The following is a 21551-nucleotide window of genomic DNA, read 5'->3' as shown; positions in this document are numbered from 1 at the left end:
CCTATATTACATAATTATGTGTTAACCTACAAAAAATCCGTAGTCAAATTAGAAAGAGGGTTGGCTTAGGCCATTTTCTTCTGGCTGCGTTTTTCCATATAAAATATTGAATATATTTCCCAAAGTCCTCTTGTACATGTTCAATGCCATGGCAGTTGCCGAATCACTAGCACTTTTTTTGACTTCGATCTCTCAATGTTTTTCTACAATTAATAAAATTTACCTATTTTTTCGCGGATCTCGAACTGTCTTTTATAACAATAACGAATAATTTCAGTTCTGACCGGCTCTTTCATTTCGATGAATTCCACTGCAACTCGAAATTTATTTTTTGATATCAGCCTAATTCCGACGACACGCCCTTTGAAAGGAACTGCTTCTGAGGACGAACCATAGTAAAGGGAAACATTGCCCGTCAACTCGTCTCCAATTTTAAATTGATCGCTCAGATTGTTAAAAAATGCTAGACCACCCCCGCTAATATCGTCAGTAACAAACTTTTGTGTCTCCCCTGGAGAAACCTCAATCGTGATTGTTAACGAAATAGGTACCCGGAAATAGTTTCTGCGGTGCACTTTCCACACCGAATCCGTATCCGGTTTTACTAGCTTGATTTTACCATCAACCGTTTAAATAGATGATGTAAAGCCGAGCATCTCTTTCTTTTCATTATAAATATAAACGTTTACTTGACCGTTTATCCGATGTACCGATATATAGTTTTTATCTTGCGGCAACTGGATATATACAACTTCGTCTTCTACGCCAATAATGTTTGAATAATAAATGTAACCATTTTCGTATTCAATCATCAGCAATTGATTAATCCAAAGGTCTACTTTTTCTTTATTCCTCATACACTTTGGCTCCAATCGAAATCAAGATATAACTTGCTGGATATTTACAGACAATTTTTCACTAAGATCTAAGAAGTTCTCCTCCACTTTTACTAAGGGATACATCGGATCATGGGGTTTGATCATAACAATTTTCCCTTTTCTTCCATCTGACAAAATAACATCATTTCCTATGAGTCTCTGCATTATTTTTTCGATAAACCTTTGCACTATCTTTGGATCAAGTAGACCAAAGGCATCGCTATTCATTTCGCGTAAAGTTTCATAAAACGTAGATGGCTCGTGGTAAACTCTTTTGGATGTCATCGCATGAAATACATCAGCAACTGCCACAATACGGCCGAATAAATCAATTTTTTCATTGCGAATTCCGAATGGATATCCGCTTCCGTCCAACCGTTCATGATGTTGCAGTGCGACCAGAGCCTGTCTATGACCCGTGCCAACTGTTTTTCTGATCATCTCATAACCGTAAATCGTATGTTTCTTCATGACCTCGAATTCTTGCGGCGTTAATTTCCCCGGCTTGTTCAATATTTCTATTGGAATTCTCATTTTTCCGATATCATGCAGCGTAGCAGCAGTCGTCAATTGCAACAGTTCGGCTCTATCAAGATTCAACCATTTTCCTATGAGTGTAGCAATAATGCCTACTGCGATATTATGGCGATATAGGTAATCATCTTTAGCTTGTAGCGATGCAAATAGCTCGAATAAATTTGGACTTTCTGTCATTTTGATCACGGATGGGATAATTTGATCGCGTATTTCCATTATGGGCACTTTTTGCGAATAGCGGACCTCATCAAACAAATTTTGAATTTGTATTACCGATTCGTCGATTATTTGGCTACACTCTCCGTATTGTGAATCATGATAAGGAACTACACTCCTGACATCTTGCTCATCAAGCTTGACATGGTGGGATTCCAACAATGTCAAATGTTCTCTGCGCAATATAGTGGATGCTGAAATTAGTAAAAGTCCATTCTCGTCAGAAATATTCTTAATTGTTTGCTGCCCGAGCAAATGTGACGAACGATTTTTATCTGAATTCACCGCAGACATATTACCACCCCTTTTAAGCTGTAACATTCCCCTGTTTTCTTCTTTAAATAAGGACTACTGAACAACATAGTCTAGTCTGACATTCCAAAACAAAGACCTGGTCGACCAGGATCACTTCTGGATAATGGCCAAGCCCTGACAATATCAGAGTCTAGCCACCTTCCAAACGGGAAAATTATTCATGGAGGATCACCTGATATGCTTTTTGTTTGTACAAAGCAATGCCTCTAAGTAAAATAATCCTAAATTTTACCATTATACTTCTTTTTCATTCGGAAAGAGAGAGGTAAAACCCTTTAAAACTTCGAAGATTATTTAGTTGTTTAGCAGCCCTTAAAAAGTCCCACTTGCACATATATATAGTCTTGAAGGACAAAAAATCCCCTGAACAGGGGATTTGGGGACATTTTTTTATTTCATCATAATCATTTTCAATACTGTTTAGCTTGCAAGATTAAGCTATTCTTAAGATGAGAAAATCAAAACTACCTGTTTGGTTCACCTTCTTCTCGTTTTTTAATATTGCGACCAATTTCCCGGTATCATTATAGTTCTTGTGTCATACATATATTTATGTGAAATATTGCTGTTTCACTCTCAGTGATAGAAAGGTTTCAATAATACACCAACAGAAAGGGGGGAATGGCTGACTTAAATACGTCAACTTCGCTTAACCACGTTTTGCGTTATCAACGAGGCTGAAAATGGAGAACCATTACTCCAGAATTAGAAATGCCACTAGTTTTTATTAGGAGATGACTTGTTATGAAGAAGAGAGCTATTTCATTGTTTCTTTTCATAGTTTTGCTTTTATCTTTCGCTGTTCCCGGCCTTGCAGCCTCGGAAACATCCACTAATTCCTATCCACTACATCAAGGCGCCGGACCCTTTGACTGGAAGGACCACTTGGAAGGATCGGACTTCGGCATCAACGTGAAAAAAGGTGAGGATAAATTTGTCCCCGGTTATGAATTAGGTAGCGAAGGTACTGTCTTCTGGCATTTTGTAAATCCCGATAAGCTGGGCGGTTACGCTAATATCACATTCCTTGACGCAAATGAAAATGAAGTCACAATCAATAATGTTAAATCTTATAAGAATGACCAACACTTCGGAGTCGTAACTGCTCAGTCCTGGAAGCTTCTTAACGCGGTATACTACCCCGACAAAGCTCCAGGCAAAAAGGGCACTCAGTTCAACCTAGGCCACACAGCTGGCAAGGAGGCTTACGGTGCTCTGAAAGTAACCGCTAACGTCAATAAGCAACACGATGAGGTCACTTGGCAGCGTTACTACGAGCGCGATGTGCAAGACTTTTACAAGCGAGACGTACAGGACTTCTACAACCGTGATGTGCAGGATTTCTACAGTCGCGACGTACAAGACTTCTACGAACGCGAAACCTCTAAAAGATATGTACCTGTGTTCGAGAAAAAGGTTAGTAATAATAACAAAGGCACTACAAGTCTTTTAAGCGGTAATAACGGCGGAAAATTCAATAACGACATGGTCTGGTTAGAAGTAGATGTCCAGAAGGCACGTAGCGAGGGCTATACATTTGGCATCGCACAGTCAAATCCAGGAAATAGTTATATTGGTTATGATTACGACGTTAAAATTGAAGGGGAGCAGCTCATCGTTTCCTTTGATGACAGGTTCATTAATACAAAAATTACTGCGAAGGTTTACCAAACTTCCCCCACAAAGCATGACAACACAGGGGCCGTGGGGCTTGCGACCGGTGGCACGCTTGCCGTCAATCTACCAAATGGGTATGGCGATAAGGTTTATCTATATGTGCATCTTGAAAACGGCATCAACTGGTACACTACAGGCGAATACGAGTTTGTGGAATGGCGCTACAAAGACACGATAACTGGAGAATATGCGCTGATTAGAACTAACACTGGGGAATATGAAAAGGTAAAGACCGAAACTAGCGACTACTATATTGATGAAACAGTGTACGGCCAATACAAAAAGACCAGGACTGAGATCAGCGATTACAAACTAGTCGATACCAAAGAAATAGAGAATACAACTGTGACCGACGACTACAACGTGGAGTTCGATCTAGTCGTTACTTACGCAAATGGTGACTCCGTTTACACAGGTAAGATCCAAAATAAAGGCGAGGTTGTTATCCCTAAATTGCTGCCAGGTAATTACACAGGGATTCTTAGCGGCGATGATATTAACGATCAAATCAAGTATACGAATGTCCTTGTATCTAAGACGGCCGAAGTGAACTTCAACGATGTCCCAACTGTAATAGGCGAACAAGTCGATATCTATCTTGGCGACATCAAGACTGACAAACAGCTCGAGGATGTCAAAATAGATAACAAACTTCCGGACGTCAAAACCGATAAACAGCTCGAGGATGTCAGAGAGGATAACAAACTTCCAGATTTATATCTCCCGGATAAAATCCTTCCAGACGTAAGGCTGGGGAATGAAACTGATCCTTACGGAGAGTACGCCATAAAGCTTAACTAAAACTCCATAAGCTAAATCATGTAAATGGGAAAGGAGCTTTATTTGCCCCTCTCCCATTTTTACTATCTTCATCGTGGCTTGTTTTAAACGAGTGAAAATGGATTATTCTGGTTCTACAAACCTATTTCCAACCAAGCGACCGATTCCACGTGACTACTCTGCGGAAACATATCCACCGGTTGCACTTCCTCCGTCCGGTAGCCGCCATCTTCCAAAATCCGCAAATCCCTCGCGAGGGTGCCGGGGTTGCAGGAGACGTAGACGACGCGTTTCGGCTTGTACCTTAAAATCGTCTGCAACAGTTTTTCATCGCAACCTTTACGTGGTGGATCGACGACGAGGACATCGAACCGTTTGCCTTCCGCGTACCATCTCGGGATGACGTCTTCGGCAGCGCCTGCTTCAAAGTAGGCGTTGGAGATGCCATTCAGTTCGGCGTTGCGTTTGGCGTCTTCAATTGCTTGCGGGACGATTTCGACGCCATACACTTCTTTCGCTTGCTGCGCCAAGAATAATGAGATGGTGCCGATTCCACAATAGGCGTCAATGACTGTTTCCTCTCCCGTTAACTGGGCATAGTCCAATGCTTGTTTGTACAAGACCTCTGTCTGCACGGGATTGACTTGGTAAAATGAACGTGCTGAAATTTCAAACTGAATGTCCCCGATCGAGTCGATGATGACGGACTGTCCGTACAGACCTAGTGTTTCATTTCCGAAAATGACATTCGTTTTTTCGCTGTTGATGTTTTGCATGATGGACGTTACGCCCGGAACCGTTCTCCGAATCAACTCCACAACCGCGTCTTTCTGGGGAAATTTCTTTTTCAACGTGACTAGGACGACCATCACTTCGCCCGTTGCCCGCGCTTTTCGGACAACGACATGACGCAACATGCCGCGATGCGTTCTTTCATCATACGTCTCGATGCCGAGAGAATGAAGTTCTCGTTTCACTGCGGTCATGATAGCGTCCGCTTCCTCCGTCTGGATAATGCACACATCCGTATCGACGATTTTATGGGTTTTTGATTGATAGAAACCTGAAATGACCTCCCCGTCCCGCGTGCTGAACGGGATCTGGGATTTATTACGGTAACGCCACGGGTCTTCCATCCCTTTAACCGGGTGGACCGGAACATGCGGCAGTTTGGCGATCCGGTCGATGACATCGCGCACCGACTTCCTCTTTTGCTCAAGCTGTGCTTCATAGGATAAATGCTGGATCTGGCAACCGCCACACGTCGGGAATACATGACATGGCGGAATAATCCGATCGGCAGAAGGCTTTTTGATTTCAAGAAGCTTGGCAAATCCATAATTCTTCAACGTTTTCGTCACATGGACTTCCACTTCTTCCCCCGGTAGCGTTCCAGGAATGAACAGCGGATACCCTTCCACCTTCGCGACACCCGCTCCGTCATGTGTTAAATCCTCCACCGACACGTGAAGGCGGTCATTTTTATTTACTATATAAGACATTGATTTTCCTCCAAATTTCAATTGTCTTTAGTTTATCATGTCCATTCCGGGAATGGTGAATAACACATCGCTTGCGAGCGGAGTTTTCGCTCGGTTGAGCGGGATTCTCCACCTGTTCGTCGTAGGTCTCAAGCCATTGGGCGGAATCCTCATGCGATTAAGCGGAGTCCACCACCGGTTGAGCGGAATTCTCTGCCTAGCCAGTGCAATCCTCCCCAATGAAAAAACCCCGAAAGCCGGTACCTACCGAACTTCCAGGGTTCATTTCCTCACTTCTCTCGTTCCTCTTCCTTCCTCACTGCACGATCCTTGGGCGCTACATAGAATGCCACGGCAAGCGAGCCAAGCAGGACAACGAAAGGAGCGTAAAATATTAAAAAGTCGTTCATCCCATTCCCTCCTTACGCATGGAAATCTTCTTTTCCTCGTACGTATTTTTTGTTGAACAAGAATAATCGCATGAGCAGCACCAATGACGGGATGAGCAAGCTAAGTCCTAGGACGAACGCAACAATGAGCGCGATCGCCATGGCAGGGTTGGTGAAACTGTCATAGATTGTCAAGTACGGGTAGAGCAAATAGGGGTAATGCGATGCTCCGTACCCGAAGAAGGCGAAGATGAACTGCCCGGTCAACAGACCGAATGCCAGCCCGTATTTCTTTCGTTTCAGCAAGAGCCATACCGTTCCCAAAAACAGCAAGGCGGACAGGAGGAACATCGGCCAAAACGTCTGGATGTTGCTGTAGTGTTCCGGGTTATGTTTCCGTAATTCGAATATGATGCCGCCCGCCGTAATGATTGTCGGCGCGGACCAGATCAACGCATATTTCCGCAGCAGCTCCGTCGCTTCCGTATCCCCGGCCTTATTCGCATACCACGTCAGGAAAACAGCCGATATATAAAGTGTCGCTGCAATGCTCAGGACGACAATCGACCAAGTGAGGGGGCTGGTGAACAGTTCCCAATAGTCGAGCACAGGTTGATTATCCACCATTTCTACAAATCCGCCTTCCGAAATCGTCAAGACGATGGAAAGAGATGCGGGGATGAGAAGCCCGGCGAGGCCATACATAAACGAGTAGCCTTTATGCCCGCGAGCTCCGTATGTCTCAAAAGCATAATACGAACCGCGGATCGCCAGCAGGATAATTCCAATGCTGACGGGGACCAAAAGCGTCGTTCCGTAATAAAATGCCGTTTTCGGAAAGAAGCCGATAATCCCGACGAAGAAGAAGACGAGGAAGACATTTGTCACTTCCCATACGGGGGATAAATAGCGCTGGATGACATTGGTCAGAATGCGCTGCTTCCCTGTCAACAGACTATACGCATTGAAAAAACCTGCCCCGAAGTCGATCGCCCCGACGAGGATATACCCGAACAGAAATGTCCACAACACCGAAATCCCTAAGATTTCAAGCGTCATAGCACATCACCGCCTTTCTCCATATGACGGTCTTCGATTTCTTTCTCCACCGGATTTTTCCGGAACATTCTTCCAAGAACAACGACGCTTCCAATACCCAAGACTAGGTATAACAAGGCAAATAGCCATAGCATCGTATCGACATGGGCGCTCGTGGTGGCCGCTTCAGATACTCGCATAATGTTCCGTAAAATCCAAGGTTGTCTTCCGACTTCCGCCAGCCACCATCCTGTTTCGATTGCAATCATAGTCAACGGGCCGCCCATCACAATGAGCCAGCGGAACCACTTAGAGGACACCATGCGCCAGCCTCGCTTCATTCCAATCCAGTAGACGGCGGACAGCAAGGCCATCCACATGCCGATAAATACCATGATATTAAAGAGATAATGGATATAAAGCGGCGGTGTATCTTCCACTGCGAACTGGTCCAGCCCGATCACTTCCGCGTTCGGTGTACCGTGCGCCAGGATGGACAGGGCAAATGGGATATCAATCGAATACTTCACTTCTCCATCCGACATCACACCAAGCAGGACGAGTGGCGCGCTTTCTCCCGTTTCAAAATGCCATTCAGCAGCCGCCAATTTCTCCGGCTGGTATTCCGCTAAATATTTTCCAGAGAAATCACCGATGATTGCAGCGGCAATTGAGAACACCAACCCTAATTTCATTGTCAAATACAGAGCTTTTTTATGATATATATGATCGGAACCCCGTAACAAGCGGAATGCTGCAATGGCAGCGAGCACGAATGCCGCGGTCATATAGGCAGTTACAACGACATGCGCCACCTTTGTCGGCATCGCTGGGTTGAACATCGCCAAGATCGGGTTAATATTGACGAGCTCTCCATTGACGATGTCAAACCCTTGCGGTGCGTTCATAAAGGCATTGACAATCGTGATGAAAACTGCCGAGAACGAAGCACCTAAAGCAACCGGTATGAGTAGCAGCAAATGTTTTTTCTGATTCTCAAAACGATCCCATGTGTACAAATAGATTCCAAGGAAGATCGCTTCAAAAAAGAAGGCGAAAGTTTCCATGAAGAGCGGCAGCGCGATTACATTTCCCGCCAACTCCATGAAGTTTGGCCATAATAAAGATAATTGCAGTCCGATGGCCGTTCCGGTGACGACTCCGACCGCCACGGTAATGACAAATCCGCGTGCCCATCGTCTTGCCAGCAAAATATAATGTTCATCATTCTTCTTAATGCCGACCCACTGGGCAATCATGATCATCAGTGGGACCCCGACTCCGATTGTAGCGTAAATAATATGAAAAGATAAAGTCAACTCAGTCAGAACCCGTGAAAAAAAGACGGCTTCTTCATTCCCCATCCTGGTCTCCTCCTTAGTTAGCGAATACTCTGCCGATGATCGATACCAACATGATGGCCGCCACGATGAATACCAACCACATCAGTTTTCGTTCATGCTCTTTATACATAGGACCGTTCACGTCCTTTCAACTTGGTTAAGGCCGAGGTGTAATTCATCTATAGCCTGACTCTATTCTATACCCACTATACGAACCTTTAACGATTATATTATTAGATATCCGTGAATTATTGTTGAAGCCTTTGTGAATAAAATACAACTTACTTTTGATTTCCAAGACAGAAAAAGAGCATTTCTCTTGATTTTTTTCAAACAATCCACTTGATAATTGTTTGAATCTTTCGTACAATAAATTAACTAAAAAAATGAACAACTGAGGTGAATACAATGGAGTTGAAACGAAAAGTCTTAGCTTATATTACATCTGGAGAAGGATCCGAACGCAAACTCCTTGTGTTCGAAAACAAGGAGCATCCCGAAGAGGGCTGGCAAGTTCCCGGCGGCACCATCGAAAAGGATGAACTGCTCTTGGATGCCTTATACAGGGAGATCGAAGAAGAGACAGGCATCAACCGCGATGAGCTTGTTTTGAAAGGGAAAGTCACTAAAAATAAACATTTTCCTCGGAACCGGGAATTGGTTTACGAGCGAAATATTTTCCACCTCGCCTATACCGGCAAGGAACAGCCACCTTGGGAACATCACGTCCATAGCGACGGCAAGGACAACGGAGCCACCTATTGTAATCGTTGGATTCCAATCGACAGCCTGCCAAAATTGGCCAGTAAGCAAGATGAAGCCATCGAGTTTATTTGAAGCTGAGAGAGTCCCCTGTCAAAGGGGACTTTTCTTTTGAACGGCGGGGGAATTGCCATGACAGTTTGACAGGGACATGATAGTTGCGGACGGAGACATGACAGTTCCGGGGATTGTCCTTACAGTTGGAGGAATCGCCATGACAGTTTGACCGGGACATGACAGTTGCGGACGGAGACATGACAGTTTGAGGGATTGTCCTTACAGTCGGAAATATTGCCATGACAGTTGCAGCCGAGCGAACCATTTCTCCACCATTTGTTCATGGTGTCAATAACCTCTAAACGTCTTTGACCAGCTTCAAAAGGTTTCCGTCTAACATCACAACACTTCCGGACAACCTCACAACAATCTCTCCCATCACCAAATAAAAAAACCCCTAAAAAATAGGGGTCACATCATTATTCGGGGCGATCTTTTTTCCGTAATTTTTCAACTGGTGCGAACATCTCGACATGACGGCATAGGTTTTGGAAGGTTGCTGGCAGGACGCCGCCATATTCGCCGTCGAGATTGAGAAGAACCTCTTCGTTGGAGGTTACTGTAATTTTTTCCGCTTTGCTCGAAATGACGAGAGGATCGTCCAAGTGCTCTCCGCGTAGAGCGAGTGAAACGATTCGGATAAACTCTGCAATATTACATTTTTTCAGGATGAGCAACGTGAATTTTCCATCGTTGATGCTGGAATCCGGTGCGAGTTTTTCAAAACCGCCCACAGAATTCGTCAGACCGACCAAAAACATCATTGCTTCATCATCAAATACTTGTCCATCGTATTCAATTTTGACGTGGGATGAATGAATGGATGGAAGCATTTCAATCCCTTTCAAATAGTACGCGAGTTGGCCGAGTACCGTTTTTAACTTGCTCGGAACATCATAAGTCAACTCCGTCATCCGGCCGCCTCCTGCAATATTGATGAAGTGGCGGTCATTCATTAGACCGACATCGACCGGGATGGTCTTTCCTTGGACGATGATATCCACGGCATCTTCGATATCCCGTGGGATTTTCAGGGCACGGGCAAAATCATTAGTTGTCCCCGTGGGAATCAATCCGATGGTCGGCCGTTTTTCAAATGGGCTGACTCCCGCAATGACTTCATTCAACGTTCCGTCTCCACCCGCTGCAATGATGACGTCGAATCCTCTTTCCACCGCGGTTTTTGCCGCAGCAGTGGCATCACCTTCGGAGGTTGTCGCATGGCAGGAAGTTTCGTATCCCGCCGTCTCCAGCTTCTCGAGGATTTCCGCCAAATGTTTTCGTATAATTTCACGCCCCGCGGTCGGGTTATAAATAATTCGTGCACGTTTCATCCCATTTCCCTCTCAATTCATACAGATGATGGTTTAGGCTTGCTTTTGAAGAACCGGAAGAAATGTTTTTCGGATATCTTCGTAAACGGTCAGCCATAATTCCGGTTTTGATGTAAATTCGGCCGTCAGCCTCTCGATCAGCGCTTTTTGTTTCTCTTGGAAGTCCGTTGAGTCGGCAGGTGGTAACCCTTGTCGAAGCTCCATAACATACTCTTGGATCGATGCGGCACGTGGTCCCCATTTCCCTAGGACCTCACCGTTTTGATCCAGGAGGAGGTAAATCGGGATAGAACGTCCGCCGTTCGTTAAATATCGGTCAATTAACGCCGGATCCTCATCTCGATAAACAGTTCGCACATCCAACAATGCCGCCTCGGAAATTCTGCGCAAAACAGGATTGTTCATCATCGCATCCCCGCACCAATCTTCTGTAATGACTAACAGATTCGGTTGCTTCGCTTTCAGTATCTCGATGAACTCATCATCTTGAGGGACCTCAAACTGTTCGTAAATATGAAAACTGTTCTCTTTATGTTTTTCCATCTGATCCATGTATTGTTCGAGGGAAATCGCTTCTTCGAAATATTGTTTTTCCGTTTTCATCCGTTTTCCACACTCCTTTCTACTAGTGTACGGATACTTTATAGTCGAATCAAATTCAAAGAACTATAACAAGCTCTCCTTCTGTCAGCTGAGTGAAAAGCGCCCTATGCTTGGACTCTTTTTCAAGTCTTGCATAGGACGCAGAAAATCCATTACCGCTTATTAATTTCTTCAAGAAGGATTTTATTGACGAGTTGTGGATTCGCCTGTCCTTTTGTCGCTTTCATAATTTGGCCGACAAGGAAGCCGACAGCCCGGTCTTTACCGTTCTTATAGTCTTCGATCGATTGCTCGTTTGCATCCAATGTCTCCGTGACGATTTTCAGAAGCGCGCCTTCGTCGGAAATTTGGACAAGTCCTTTTTCCTTGACGATTACCGCTGCGTCTCCGCCTTTTTCAATCAATTCTTTGAATACTTTCTTCGCAATTTTGGAAGATATTGTACCATCGACAATCAATTTGATCATGCTGGCAAGTCCTTCCGGTGTCAATGCCGTGTCATGCAGTTCCTTCTGCTCTGCATTCAAATAGGCCGATACGTCTCCCATTAGCCAGTTGGAAGCCAATTTTGCATCCGCTCCAGCGTTGACTGTCGCATCGAAGAAATCGGACATTTCTTTTGTCAACGTCAAGACGTGGGCATCATATTCTGGTAGATCCCATTCAGTCACATAGCGCTCTTTCCGTGCGTCCGGAAGCTCTGGAATTTTAGCACGGACCCGGTCGATCCATTCTTGGTCAATATGAACCTCTGGCAAATCCGGATCGTTGATGAAACGGTAGTCGTTCGCACTTCCTTTGACACGCATGAGCACCGTTTGACCGGTCGCTTCGTCATAACGGCGTGTCTCTTGCTGGATTTCACCGCCCGCCAGCAAAATTTTCTCTTGGCGTTCCACTTCATTGGCAATACCGCGGCGTACAAAGTTAAACGAGTTAAGGTTTTTCAACTCCGTTTTCGTACCGAATTGTTCTTGACCGAATGGGCGCAAGGAAATGTTCGCATCACAACGAAGAGACCCTTCTTCCATCCGCACATCGGACACACCCGTATATTGAATAATTGCTTTCAGTTTTTCAAGAAAAGCATACGCTTCTTCTGGAGAGCGGATATCAGCTTCCGTAACGATTTCGATAAGAGGCGTCCCTTGACGGTTCAAGTCAACTAACGAATAGCCGTAATCAGAGTGTGTTAATTTCCCGGCATCCTCTTCCAAGTGAACCCGCTCAATCCGGATTTTTTTCTTCTTCCCGTCCACTTCAATTTCAATCCAACCGTTTGAACCGACTGGACGTTCATCTTGAGAAATTTGGTACGCTTTCGGGTTATCCGGGTAGAAATAATGTTTCCGGTCAAAGTTCATAACTGGTGCAATTTCACAGTTCAACGCCATGGACGCTTTCATTCCGAATTCAATCGCTTGTTTATTCAACGTTGGCAGCGTACCCGGGTAAGCTAAATCCACAACATGGATGTTCATATTGGGATCTGCGCCGAAGTGAGCAGGTGCCGGTGACATTATTTTTGTATCTGTTTTCAATTCTACGTGGACTTCAAGTCCAACAATTGTTTCAAAGTTCATCAGTTAGTTCCCTCCCCAATGGCCGGAGTGCGCTTATGAAAATCCGTCGCTTGTTCGTAGGCATGTGCCACTTTATACAACGTTGCTTCATCGAAATGTTTACCGATAATTTGCAGCCCAATCGGCAATCCTTCAGAGAATCCGCAAGGTACGGAGATGGCAGGAATTCCTGCAAGGTTGATTGGAACTGTCAGTACGTCATTGGCATACAAAGTCAGCGGATCCTTAACAATTCCACCAATTTCATAGGCAGGTGTCGCCGAAGTCGGCCCTACGATGACGTCGTATTTTTCGAAGAGTGAAGCAAAGTCTTGGGCAATTAACGTACGGACACGCTGCGCTTGCACGTAAAGCTCTTCATGATGATCCGCGCTGAGCGCATACGCACCGAAAAGATTCCGCTTGATCACTTCATGACCGAATCCTTCCCCACGTGAACGTAAATAGAGCTCATCCAAGTTTTTTACGCCTTCCGGACGGTATCCAAAACGGATGCCATCGAAACGGGACAAATTGGATGATGCTTCAGAACATGCGATAACGTAGTAAGTTGCAGAAGCATATTTAGAGTTTGGAAGCGATACTTCTTCCCACTCCGCTCCGAGCGATTCCAAAACTTGAATTGCTTCACGAACCGCCGTTTTCACTTCCTCTGAAACGCCTTCGCCTAGGTATTCCTTTGGCACTGCCACTTTCAACCCTTTGATATCGCCTGTTAAAGCAGCTTTGAAGTCAGGTACCGCTTCCGATGAAGACGAGCTGTCCCGATAGTCGACCCCCGAAATGGCACCAAGAAGAAGCGCATTGTCCTCTACCGTGCGAGTGATCGGTCCGATTTGGTCAAGAGAGGAAGCGAATGCAATCAAACCGGAACGTGATACACGCCCATAAGTCGGTTTCATCCCGACGACGCCACAAAATGCAGCCGGTTGGCGTACGGATCCGCCTGTGTCCGAGCCAAGTGAGAACAATACTTCTCCCGCTGCAACGGCAGCAGCTGAACCGCCGGACGAACCACCCGGTACACAATCCAGGTTCCATGGATTTCTAGTTTTCTGGAATGCCGAACGTTCTGTTGTGGATCCCATCGCAAATTCATCCATATTCAGTTTACCGACAGATACCATACCTGCCGCGTCCAATTTTTCTACAGCTGTTGCGTCATAGACAGGAACAAATTCTTCCAGCATCTTGCTGGCACCGGTCGTTTTGATCCCTTTGGTTACAATATTATCTTTGATTCCGACTGGCAACCCGAAAAGAGGACCTCGGTTGTCAGTTGGGTTATTGTCCAATTGGTCCGCTTTCGCAAGTGCTTCTTCTTCGGTGACTGTCAGGAATGCTTGGACTTTCCCATCCACTTTTTTGATATGATCCAACGTGTCTTGTGTCAATTCTTTTACAGACACTTCACGGCTATGTAAAAGCGATTGAAGTTCTGTTGCCGTTTTATTTACTAACGTCATCTTGAAATTCCCTCCTCAAATCCGTTCCTTATAGAATGGATGGTACTTTAATTAAACCGTCCTCGTGTTCTTTTACGCTTTTCAGCATTTCTTCGCGGTCCAGGACGTCTCTCGGTACGTCTTCACGCAACACATTATAAAGAGGGATCGGGTGCGTCATCGGAGCTACATTTTCCGTATCGACTTCTCTAAGTACATTCGTGAAGCTAATCATATCAGCCAATTGCTCAGCATACACTTCGGCCTCTTCATCAGAAAGGCCGATTCTGACAAAATTAGCAAAATACTGCACGTCATCTTTTGTAAATTGCGTCATTTTCTTTCCTCCCATTACTCACTGTACGATTAATAATAACACCTTCTCATAGCGATGAAAAGTTACTTCAATCAATTATGCCTCGGCATAATTGCGTCCGGATTGGAATTGCGAACCGAACAGCGAAGGGTTCGGTTTGCCGTATTTCTGCGCCCTTTGCAGAAATTAAGGCACCGCCTTCGAACAGCGAAGGGTTCGGTTTGCCGGATTTCTGCGCTCTTTGCAGAAATTAAGGCACTAGACAGTTTGGATTGCCTTGACTCCCCTCAAAATCCGTGACATCCGCCGGAGGCTAACTTGATTCAGCAAGGTGCACGAAGTTCTTTGTTTTAAATACTTCACAACATTCCTTTCGACACTATCGGAAGAAATATACTTGCTGAATCAAGTCAATATCCATATATATGGACGTATGGCTCGTCTTTTCCCGCTTCCTTCAGAATCAGCGCCTCCGGGCCATTGACCGATTCGACCGTCACCTCGGTATGGATATCCGGAAAATACTTCACGACGAGACCCGTCAAATACTGGGTGAATCCAATGATTTCACTGGTTCCATAAAATTGAATCGGAATTTCAATCCGCAATGAATTCAGTTTTCCTTCCTTGAAGAAACCCGTTCCAATAACATCGACGAAGCTCGGAAAATAGGTATCGATATCCTGCTTGAAATTATTGAAGGTCGTGTTGATCTCCCGATAGCGGTCAATGGAGGATGAAGCTGGGAAGACGACATACTGCTCGTTCACTTCTTTCCACCCCGACGGAGCGTCATCACCCTTTCCAGCGACCGCCTTCGCAAAATAAGTGCCCGATACGATAGAGTTGCGGCTCTCTTGCTTGAATAAACCGACGACAATCGGAATATCTTTTAAACCCTCTTCAGTACGGAGACGTCGGACAATTTCTTCCGCCATCTTCATACCCTCTTGTTGTATTTTGTTATCGGGAATGACGGTCTCTTTCCCGCTTCTCGTGTAGCTGATCGAATTCATGGCAAGGCCGATGGAAATGCCGTCGAGCCTTACTTTTTTCTCATCGGTCATGATCAGGTAGTTTTGTTCGATGATATGAGCAAGGTAAATTGGTGCTCGTTCAGAGATCTCCTCTTCGCTCATTCCCTCTTTAACAGGTGGATTCAATCCTTTTTCATCAGTCGAACTTCTCGATAACCATGATCTGGCCATGTCCCGGTCGATATACTGGCCTTCCTGAAAGAAATGGTCTTTCGGATTGAAATGCTGTGCAGAAATACGTAGCAATCCTCTTTCCGCTTCTCTCATATCATATTTCGTATAAATATTGTTCACAATCAAGCCACGGCTAGCACTCTTTTTGAATGGCAACAGCGTCCGATAAAATTCATCCTTCAGTTGAACGTCTGGAATCAAGACCGTCTCTTCGACAGTTTCTTCACTTTCCTGGAGGACTTCCTCGTCCGGATTAATGGAGGGCAAGCAGCCGCCCAATAAAAGAGCGGTTGCCAGGCCGATCAGTGCAAATGATTTCTTCATACAGCTTACTCCTTCTCACCAAGGGCATCGAGCAATTGTGTTTCATCCCAAACGGATATGCCGAATTCCTGCGCTTTTGCGAGCTTCGATCCAGCATCCTCGCCCGCAATGACGAGGTCCGTCTTTTTGCTGACACTGCCGCTCACTTTACCGCCAAGTGCCTCGATTTTCTCTTTTGCCTCATTGCGCGTCAGAATTTCCAATTTCCCTGTCAGGACGACCGTTTTTCCGGCAAACGGCCCTTCCGTCGGGAGCTCGTTCCGGGATCGTCCCGTGTAAGTCAGGTTCACTCCGTACTCTTCCAACTTCCGGAGCACTTTCTGGACGTCTTCATTGCTGAAATAGGTCGTGATGGAATCGGCCACTTTATCCCCGATCTCGTGGATGCTAGTCAATTGTTCTGTATCAGCTTCCATCAAGGCAGCCAGCGTTCCGAATTCCTCCGACAGAATAGTCGCAGCCCTTTCCCCGACATGACGGATGCCCAGTCCGAAGAGCAGTTTTTCCAGCGAATTGGATTTGGATGCTTCAATGGCTGTCAATAGATTGGAGACCGACTTCTCCCCCATGCGCTCCAATTGCAGTAAGCGGTCTTTCTCCAGCGTATAGAGATCCGCCACATCGTGGACCAGTTCGGAATGATAGAGCTGGTCGACAAGACGTTCCCCGATTCCTTCAATATTCATCGCATTCCTGGACACGAAGTGGATGATCGCTTCCTTCATTTGCGCCGGGCATTGCGGATTGACGCAACGCAGTGCGACTTCTTCTTCAATCCGGATCAGTTCGGATTCACAGACCGGGCAATGGTCGGGCATCCGGAATGGCACTTCCTCGCCGGTCCGTTGTTCAATGATCGGCGCCACGACTTCAGGGATGATGTCCCCCGCTTTCCTGACGATGACCGTGTCACCGATCCGGATGTCTTTCTCCAGAATCAGATCCTCATTATGCAAGGAAGCGCGCCCGACAGTTGTTCCAGCAACACGGACCGGTTCCAAGATCGCTGTCGGTGTCACCACGCCAGTTCGTCCCACGCTCAGTTCAATCTCGAGCAATCGGGTTGTCACTTCTTCGGCAGGGAACTTATAGGCGGTCGCCCAACGCGGACTCTTTGCTGTATAGCCAAGCTGTTCTTGATCTTCATACCGGTCCACTTTCACTACGATCCCATCAATTTCATAATCAAGATCAGAGCGCTTTTCAGTCCATTCGGCTATGTACTCCATAACCTCTTCGATTGTGGCACAGCGTTTGCGCCCATTATTCGTAACAAATCCAAGAGAATCCAAGAAGTCCAGGGAATCGGAATGACTATCCTGACCGTACGCGCTGCCGTCCCCACCGATTCCATAGATGAAAATTGCCAAGTTCCGGCTCGCAGCTATTTTGGGGTTAAGTTGGCGAAGAGAGCCTGCCGCCGCATTTCGTGGATTGGCAAATGGCTCTTCGCCTGCTTCGTCCCGGGCTTCATTCAAACTAACGAAAGATCTTTTCGGCATATAGGCTTCCCCGCGCACTTCAATCGTCAACGGCTGTTTCAAACGCAACGGGACGGAGTGGATGGTCCTTAAATTGGCCGTAATATCCTCTCCGACTGTACCGTCCCCGCGCGTCGAACCTTGTTCAAACCGTCCATCGACGTATTTGAGGGAAATTGCCAGTCCGTCAATCTTCAATTCACAAACATACGTAATATCGGGCCCTGCTGCTGCACGCACCCTTCTATCAAAATCGCTTAAGTCCTCATCATTAAATACATTCGAGAGGCTGAGCATCGGGTGTTCATGCACCACTTTCCCGAATCCGCTCAATATTTCCCCGCCTACCCGTTGCGAAGGGGAATCCGGATAGATCAGATCAGGGTGCTCCGCCTCGATCGCGAGCAATTCCTGCATGTATTGGTCATATATAGAGTCCGGAACGAGCGGTTTATCCAATACATAGTACGCATGACCGTATTCCGTCAATAGCCGATTCAGTTCCTCCACCCGTTTTTCGAGTGCGATTCGATCCATGTCCATCTTTTACTCCTCCAACTTGATTACGCTTTTTCAATCGGTGCGAATTTCGCAAGCAACCGTTTAATGCCAATCGGATCCGGGAAGGCGATGTCGAGTTCGACCTCTTCTCCAGTCCCCTTTACACTGACGACCATACCGGTTCCCCATTTTTTATGGATCGCTTTATCCCCGGGCTTCCATCCAATCTTTTCCCCGCCGCTGGACTGGTAAGCCGGCTTTCTGACAGCAGGGCGTACCGGGGCTGCCGAGCGTGCCGAAGAACGCGGTTGAAAAGCGAAGCCGTCGTCTCCCGGTATGACTTCAATGACGTCGTCTGAGATCTCTCCGATGAATCGGGATGGGCTATTATAGCTTGATCGGCCAAAGAGCATGCGGAAAGAGGCGGACGTCAAGAATAGTTTTCGTTCCGCACGCGTGATTCCAACGTACGCGAGTCTGCGTTCTTCTTCCATTTCCTCGTCATCCCCGATGGAACGGGAATGTGGAAAGACGTTTTCCTCCATGCCGATGATGAAGACGACCGGGAATTCCAGCCCTTTCGCTGCGTGCATCGTCATCAAGACGATTTTCTCTGCTGATTGGTTCTCTTCTTTATCCAATGAATCGATATCCGCAATGAGCGCTAAATCAGTCAAGAACGCAATGAGCGAGCGGTCTCCGGTTTCCTCTTCCGCCCGTTTTTCGAATGCTTCCGTAACGGAGAGAAACTCTTCAATGTTTTCCAATCGACTTTCCGATTCGATCGTCTTTTCATTTTGCAACATGTCCCGGTATCCTGTTTTCTCCAATACTTGCTCGACCAATTCCGTCACCGTCAAATATTCCTGCATTCGGGTGAAGCCGGTGAGGAGTTCATGGAATTTCGCGACTTCATTGGCCGCTCTTGGGGTTAATCCCATAAAGTCGACCTCTTGCAAAGCGTCGAAGATCGGAAGGTCATGTTCAATCGCATATCTTGCCATCCGATCGAATGACGTCGCGCCGATACTGCGTTTCGGCTCATTGATGATGCGGGCCAATGCCAGGTCATCCGCATTGTTGGCAATCAACCGCAAATACGCGAGCAAGTCTTTAATTTCTTTCCGGTCATAGAATTTCGTGCCACCCACGATCGTGTAATCCAAGTTCGACTTGACCAAATATTCCTCGATAACGCGTGATTGTGCGTTCGTCCGGTATAGAATGGCAAATTGGTCAAGCTTCAGATTCTCTTGCTCCTTCAACTCCAAGATCTTACCGACAACAAACTGGGATTCATCCTTTTCATCGCTGGCCTTGTATACGTAAATCGGTTCGCCTTCTTCATTTTCCGTCCGAAGCTTTTTATCATAGCGGCTTCGATTATTCGTAATGACGTCATTGGCTGCATTCAAAATTCGTTTCGTTGAGCGGTAGTTTTGTTCCAATAAAATGATTTCGGCATTTTTATAGTCCTTTTCAAACGACAGGATATTGCCGATGTCGGCGCCTCGCCATCTGTAGATGGATTGGTCGGAGTCACCCACGACGCAAATGTTCTTGAATTTGCTCGCTAGCATTTGCACGAGGCGGTATTGCGCGTTGTTCGTATCTTGGTACTCATCGACGTGGATATATTGGAATTTATTTTGGTAATACTCGAGGACTTCCGGAACTTTTTCGAATAAGGTCAATGTCAGCATGATGAGGTCATCGAAATCGAGCGATTGGTTTTGACGAAGACGCTTGGCGTAACCATCGTAGACATCCGCCACCGTTTTTTCGAATGGGTTAAATGAATTGATCTGCCCACGATAGGTTGACGCATCGATACATTCGTTTTTCGCAGAACTAATGGCATTTAACATGGAACGAGGATCATATTGTTTTGGATCGAGGTTCAACTCTTTCAAGACACTTTTAATGACCGTCAGCTGATCGGCCGTGTCGAGGATGGTAAAGTTCTTCGAAATGCCGATCCGGTCAATATCTCGACGAAGAATCCGGACGCACATCGAGTGGAACGTGGAGACCCACATCCGTTCGCCCGTCCCGTGGCCTAGCAATCCGTCAATTCGGTCGCGCATCTCCCTCGCGGCTTTATTGGTGAACGTGATCGCTAAAATATTGGAAGGGTAGATGTTTTTCTCCACAACTAAGTATGCGATCCGATGCGTCAGCACACGTGTTTTTCCGGAGCCGGCCCCCGCCATGATCAACAGTGGCCCTTCCGTTTTCTTCACGGCCCGCGCTTGCTCAGGATTCATACCTACAAGCAGGTTTTGTGCAATTGTATTCATAGCTTCTCGCCCTTTCGGAACATTTGTTCTTTATTGTACAACAGTTTGCTCTTAAGAGGAAACGGATTTTACCGCTTCCACAGTAGCAAGGGCTGCTTTCAAGTCGTCATAAATGATATTGCCCACAATGATCGTGTCCGCAATTTCCGCCATCTGCTTGGCTTCCTCAGCCGTGGTGATGCCCCCGCCGTAAAAAAGGCGCGTTTTGTCGAGGACGCGCTTAGCTGCCTCCACAATCTCAGTCTTGCCATAACTCCCGCTATATTCCAAATAAAACACGGGCAGCTTGAAAAGATGCTCCGCCATGCGAGCATAGGCGATGACATCCTCCTCATCCGGCACTTCCGTAACGCCCGTCAATTGCGCGGCTTTGCAGTCAGGGTTTAATATGCAGTAGCCTTCCGTAATGATTTCATCCCAATTCATCATATGACCGTATTCCCGCAACGCCTCATGGTGAATCCCGTTAATCCACTTCGCGTTTGTCGAATTCAAGACTGTCGGAATGAAATAATAATCAAACCCCGGCGTCACCGACTCGACAGTCGACACCTCCAGCGCGATCGGCACCGAATACCTTCTTAGACGGACGAGTAGATCCAACACATTCTCAAGGGTCACATCATCTGTCCCGCCCACAATGATTCCATCGGTCCCGGACTCTGCCAGACACTCCAGATCATCGTCATTAATCGGCTTGGCCGGATCTATTTTAAAGGCATGTCGCCACATTATGTAATCCATCGTAACCACCCAACTCCCAAAAAGTACATTCATTTCAGTATACCAAAAAACCCGGCCGGAATCTTCTCCGGTCGGGAGGCGAAGTTGTGAAAGTTGGTTAGAGGTATGGATGAATGCGGGGATTAGGAGCGCTAGTGCAAAAGATATGAGCGGTTGCGTAGAGTTATGAGCGCCGGCACGAAGTTATCAGCGCTTGCGCAGAGTTATGAGCGCCAGCGCGAAGTTATCAGCGCTTG

At 46.3% G+C, this 21551-nt stretch carries 18 protein-coding genes; 2 read left to right on the top strand and 16 right to left on the bottom strand.

What is annotated here, in order from left to right:
- Nucleotides 1-209 precede the first annotated feature (209 nt).
- From AB1K83_RS15060 to AB1K83_RS15050, 3 genes are read right to left on the bottom strand one after another with little or no spacing between them, the layout of a single operon-like run.
- Nucleotides 210-584: a flagellar brake protein gene (locus AB1K83_RS15060; RefSeq protein WP_413059040.1), complete on the bottom strand. Its 375-nt coding sequence runs from the start codon at nt 582-584 to the stop codon at nt 210-212.
- Nucleotides 585-629: 45 nt separating this feature from the next.
- Entirely contained in the window at nt 630-857 is a 228-nt protein-coding gene (locus AB1K83_RS15055; RefSeq protein WP_413059039.1) for a flagellar brake domain-containing protein, read from the bottom strand.
- A gap of 21 nt (nt 858-878) precedes the next feature.
- A complete protein-coding gene (locus AB1K83_RS15050; RefSeq protein WP_413059038.1) occupies nt 879-1925 on the bottom strand; it encodes an HD-GYP domain-containing protein in 1047 nt (348 codons plus the stop codon).
- A gap of 765 nt (nt 1926-2690) precedes the next feature.
- On the opposite strand from AB1K83_RS15050, the gene AB1K83_RS15045 reads away from it, so the two are divergent.
- Nucleotides 2691-4424 carry a hypothetical protein gene (locus AB1K83_RS15045; protein ID WP_413059037.1) on the top strand — a complete coding sequence of 578 codons (1734 nt, stop codon included), beginning with the start codon at nt 2691-2693 and terminating at the stop codon, nt 4422-4424.
- Nucleotides 4425-4537: 113 nt separating this feature from the next.
- On the opposite strand, the gene rlmD is transcribed toward AB1K83_RS15045, so the two are convergent.
- From rlmD to AB1K83_RS15025, 4 genes are all read right to left on the bottom strand, one after another.
- A complete protein-coding gene (rlmD, locus tag AB1K83_RS15040; protein ID WP_413059036.1) occupies nt 4538-5905 on the bottom strand; it encodes a 23S rRNA (uracil(1939)-C(5))-methyltransferase RlmD in 1368 nt (455 codons plus the stop codon).
- 269 nt (nt 5906-6174) lie between these two features.
- Nucleotides 6175-6294 (bottom strand): cytochrome bd oxidase small subunit CydS, encoded by a 120-nt coding sequence (cydS, locus tag AB1K83_RS15035; RefSeq protein WP_413059035.1) that lies wholly within the window; start codon nt 6292-6294, stop codon nt 6175-6177.
- A gap of 12 nt (nt 6295-6306) precedes the next feature.
- Complete coding sequence (locus tag AB1K83_RS15030; RefSeq protein ID WP_413059034.1) at nt 6307-7332, bottom strand: cytochrome d ubiquinol oxidase subunit II; 1026 nt, start codon at nt 7330-7332, stop codon at nt 6307-6309.
- Nucleotides 7329-8675 (bottom strand): cytochrome ubiquinol oxidase subunit I, encoded by a 1347-nt coding sequence (locus AB1K83_RS15025; protein WP_413059033.1) that lies wholly within the window; start codon nt 8673-8675, stop codon nt 7329-7331. The genes AB1K83_RS15030 and AB1K83_RS15025 overlap by 4 nt, the downstream gene beginning before the upstream one ends.
- Nucleotides 8676-9062: 387 nt before the next feature.
- On the opposite strand from AB1K83_RS15025, the gene AB1K83_RS15020 reads away from it, so the two are divergent.
- Nucleotides 9063-9491: an NUDIX hydrolase gene (locus tag AB1K83_RS15020; RefSeq protein ID WP_413059032.1), complete on the top strand. Its 429-nt coding sequence runs from the start codon at nt 9063-9065 to the stop codon at nt 9489-9491.
- A gap of 401 nt (nt 9492-9892) precedes the next feature.
- Here AB1K83_RS15020 and AB1K83_RS15015 read toward each other — a convergent pair whose 3' ends face one another.
- The 9 genes from AB1K83_RS15015 to AB1K83_RS14975 form a co-directional block, all read right to left on the bottom strand.
- The gene (locus tag AB1K83_RS15015) at nt 9893-10807 is read right to left on the bottom strand and encodes a diacylglycerol kinase (RefSeq protein WP_413059031.1); all 915 of its coding nucleotides are present in this window, start codon (nt 10805-10807) and stop codon (nt 9893-9895) included.
- A gap of 33 nt (nt 10808-10840) precedes the next feature.
- Nucleotides 10841-11410: a thioredoxin family protein gene (locus AB1K83_RS15010; RefSeq protein WP_413059030.1), complete on the bottom strand. Its 570-nt coding sequence runs from the start codon at nt 11408-11410 to the stop codon at nt 10841-10843.
- Nucleotides 11411-11562: 152 nt separating this feature from the next.
- Complete coding sequence (gatB, locus tag AB1K83_RS15005; protein ID WP_413059029.1) at nt 11563-12993, bottom strand: Asp-tRNA(Asn)/Glu-tRNA(Gln) amidotransferase subunit GatB; 1431 nt, start codon at nt 12991-12993, stop codon at nt 11563-11565.
- Nucleotides 12993-14459, bottom strand: coding sequence for an Asp-tRNA(Asn)/Glu-tRNA(Gln) amidotransferase subunit GatA (gene gatA / locus AB1K83_RS15000; RefSeq protein ID WP_413059028.1), 1467 nt, complete (start codon nt 14457-14459; stop codon nt 12993-12995). Before gatA ends, gatB begins: the two co-directional genes overlap by 1 nt.
- A 28-nt stretch (nt 14460-14487) precedes the next feature.
- Nucleotides 14488-14775, bottom strand: coding sequence for an Asp-tRNA(Asn)/Glu-tRNA(Gln) amidotransferase subunit GatC (gene gatC / locus AB1K83_RS14995; protein WP_413059027.1), 288 nt, complete (start codon nt 14773-14775; stop codon nt 14488-14490).
- 389 nt (nt 14776-15164) lie between these two features.
- The gene (locus AB1K83_RS14990) at nt 15165-16289 is read right to left on the bottom strand and encodes a CamS family sex pheromone protein (protein ID WP_413059026.1); all 1125 of its coding nucleotides are present in this window, start codon (nt 16287-16289) and stop codon (nt 15165-15167) included.
- A gap of 5 nt (nt 16290-16294) precedes the next feature.
- Nucleotides 16295-18307 carry an NAD-dependent DNA ligase LigA gene (gene ligA / locus AB1K83_RS14985; protein WP_413059116.1) on the bottom strand — a complete coding sequence of 671 codons (2013 nt, stop codon included), beginning with the start codon at nt 18305-18307 and terminating at the stop codon, nt 16295-16297.
- A 26-nt stretch (nt 18308-18333) separates the two neighbouring features.
- On the bottom strand, nt 18334-20571 hold the full coding sequence (gene pcrA / locus AB1K83_RS14980) for a DNA helicase PcrA (protein WP_413059025.1): 2238 nt from the start codon (nt 20569-20571) through the stop codon (nt 18334-18336).
- Between the two features lie 51 nt (nt 20572-20622).
- Nucleotides 20623-21315, bottom strand: coding sequence for a heptaprenylglyceryl phosphate synthase (locus tag AB1K83_RS14975; protein WP_413059024.1), 693 nt, complete (start codon nt 21313-21315; stop codon nt 20623-20625).
- Between the last annotated feature and the right edge of the window lie 236 nt (nt 21316-21551).

Source organism: Sporosarcina sp. 179-K 3D1 HS, from assembly GCF_047228905.1.
In the GTDB taxonomy this organism is placed as follows: Bacteria; Bacillota; Bacilli; order Bacillales_A; family Planococcaceae; genus Sporosarcina.
This window is presented reverse-complemented; position numbering and strand designations above follow the sequence as displayed.

Excerpts from the sequence above, each read along its gene's own strand:
- AB1K83_RS15020 (WP_413059032.1), top strand. The coding sequence starts at position 9,063 with ATGGAGTTGAAACGAAAAGTCTTAGCTTATATTACATCTGGAGAAGGA.
- AB1K83_RS14990 (WP_413059026.1), bottom strand. The coding sequence starts at position 16,289 with ATGAAGAAATCATTTGCACTGATCGGCCTGGCAACCGCTCTTTTATTG.
- rlmD (WP_413059036.1), bottom strand. The coding sequence starts at position 5,905 with ATGTCTTATATAGTAAATAAAAATGACCGCCTTCACGTGTCGGTGGAG.
- AB1K83_RS15025 (WP_413059033.1), bottom strand. The coding sequence starts at position 8,675 with ATGGGGAATGAAGAAGCCGTCTTTTTTTCACGGGTTCTGACTGAGTTG.
- AB1K83_RS15050 (WP_413059038.1), bottom strand. The coding sequence starts at position 1,925 with ATGTCTGCGGTGAATTCAGATAAAAATCGTTCGTCACATTTGCTCGGG.
- AB1K83_RS15045 (WP_413059037.1), top strand. The coding sequence starts at position 2,691 with ATGAAGAAGAGAGCTATTTCATTGTTTCTTTTCATAGTTTTGCTTTTA.
- pcrA (WP_413059025.1), bottom strand. The coding sequence starts at position 20,571 with ATGAATACAATTGCACAAAACCTGCTTGTAGGTATGAATCCTGAGCAA.
- gatA (WP_413059028.1), bottom strand. The coding sequence starts at position 14,459 with ATGACGTTAGTAAATAAAACGGCAACAGAACTTCAATCGCTTTTACAT.
- ligA (WP_413059116.1), bottom strand. The coding sequence starts at position 18,307 with ATGGATCGAATCGCACTCGAAAAACGGGTGGAGGAACTGAATCGGCTA.
- gatB (WP_413059029.1), bottom strand. The coding sequence starts at position 12,993 with ATGAACTTTGAAACAATTGTTGGACTTGAAGTCCACGTAGAATTGAAA.
- AB1K83_RS15030 (WP_413059034.1), bottom strand. The coding sequence starts at position 7,332 with ATGACGCTTGAAATCTTAGGGATTTCGGTGTTGTGGACATTTCTGTTC.
- AB1K83_RS14975 (WP_413059024.1), bottom strand. The coding sequence starts at position 21,315 with ATGGATTACATAATGTGGCGACATGCCTTTAAAATAGATCCGGCCAAG.
- AB1K83_RS15015 (WP_413059031.1), bottom strand. The coding sequence starts at position 10,807 with ATGAAACGTGCACGAATTATTTATAACCCGACCGCGGGGCGTGAAATT.
- cydS (WP_413059035.1), bottom strand. The coding sequence starts at position 6,294 with ATGAACGACTTTTTAATATTTTACGCTCCTTTCGTTGTCCTGCTTGGC.
- AB1K83_RS15010 (WP_413059030.1), bottom strand. The coding sequence starts at position 11,410 with ATGAAAACGGAAAAACAATATTTCGAAGAAGCGATTTCCCTCGAACAA.
- gatC (WP_413059027.1), bottom strand. The coding sequence starts at position 14,775 with ATGACGCAATTTACAAAAGATGACGTGCAGTATTTTGCTAATTTTGTC.
- AB1K83_RS15055 (WP_413059039.1), bottom strand. The coding sequence starts at position 857 with ATGAGGAATAAAGAAAAAGTAGACCTTTGGATTAATCAATTGCTGATG.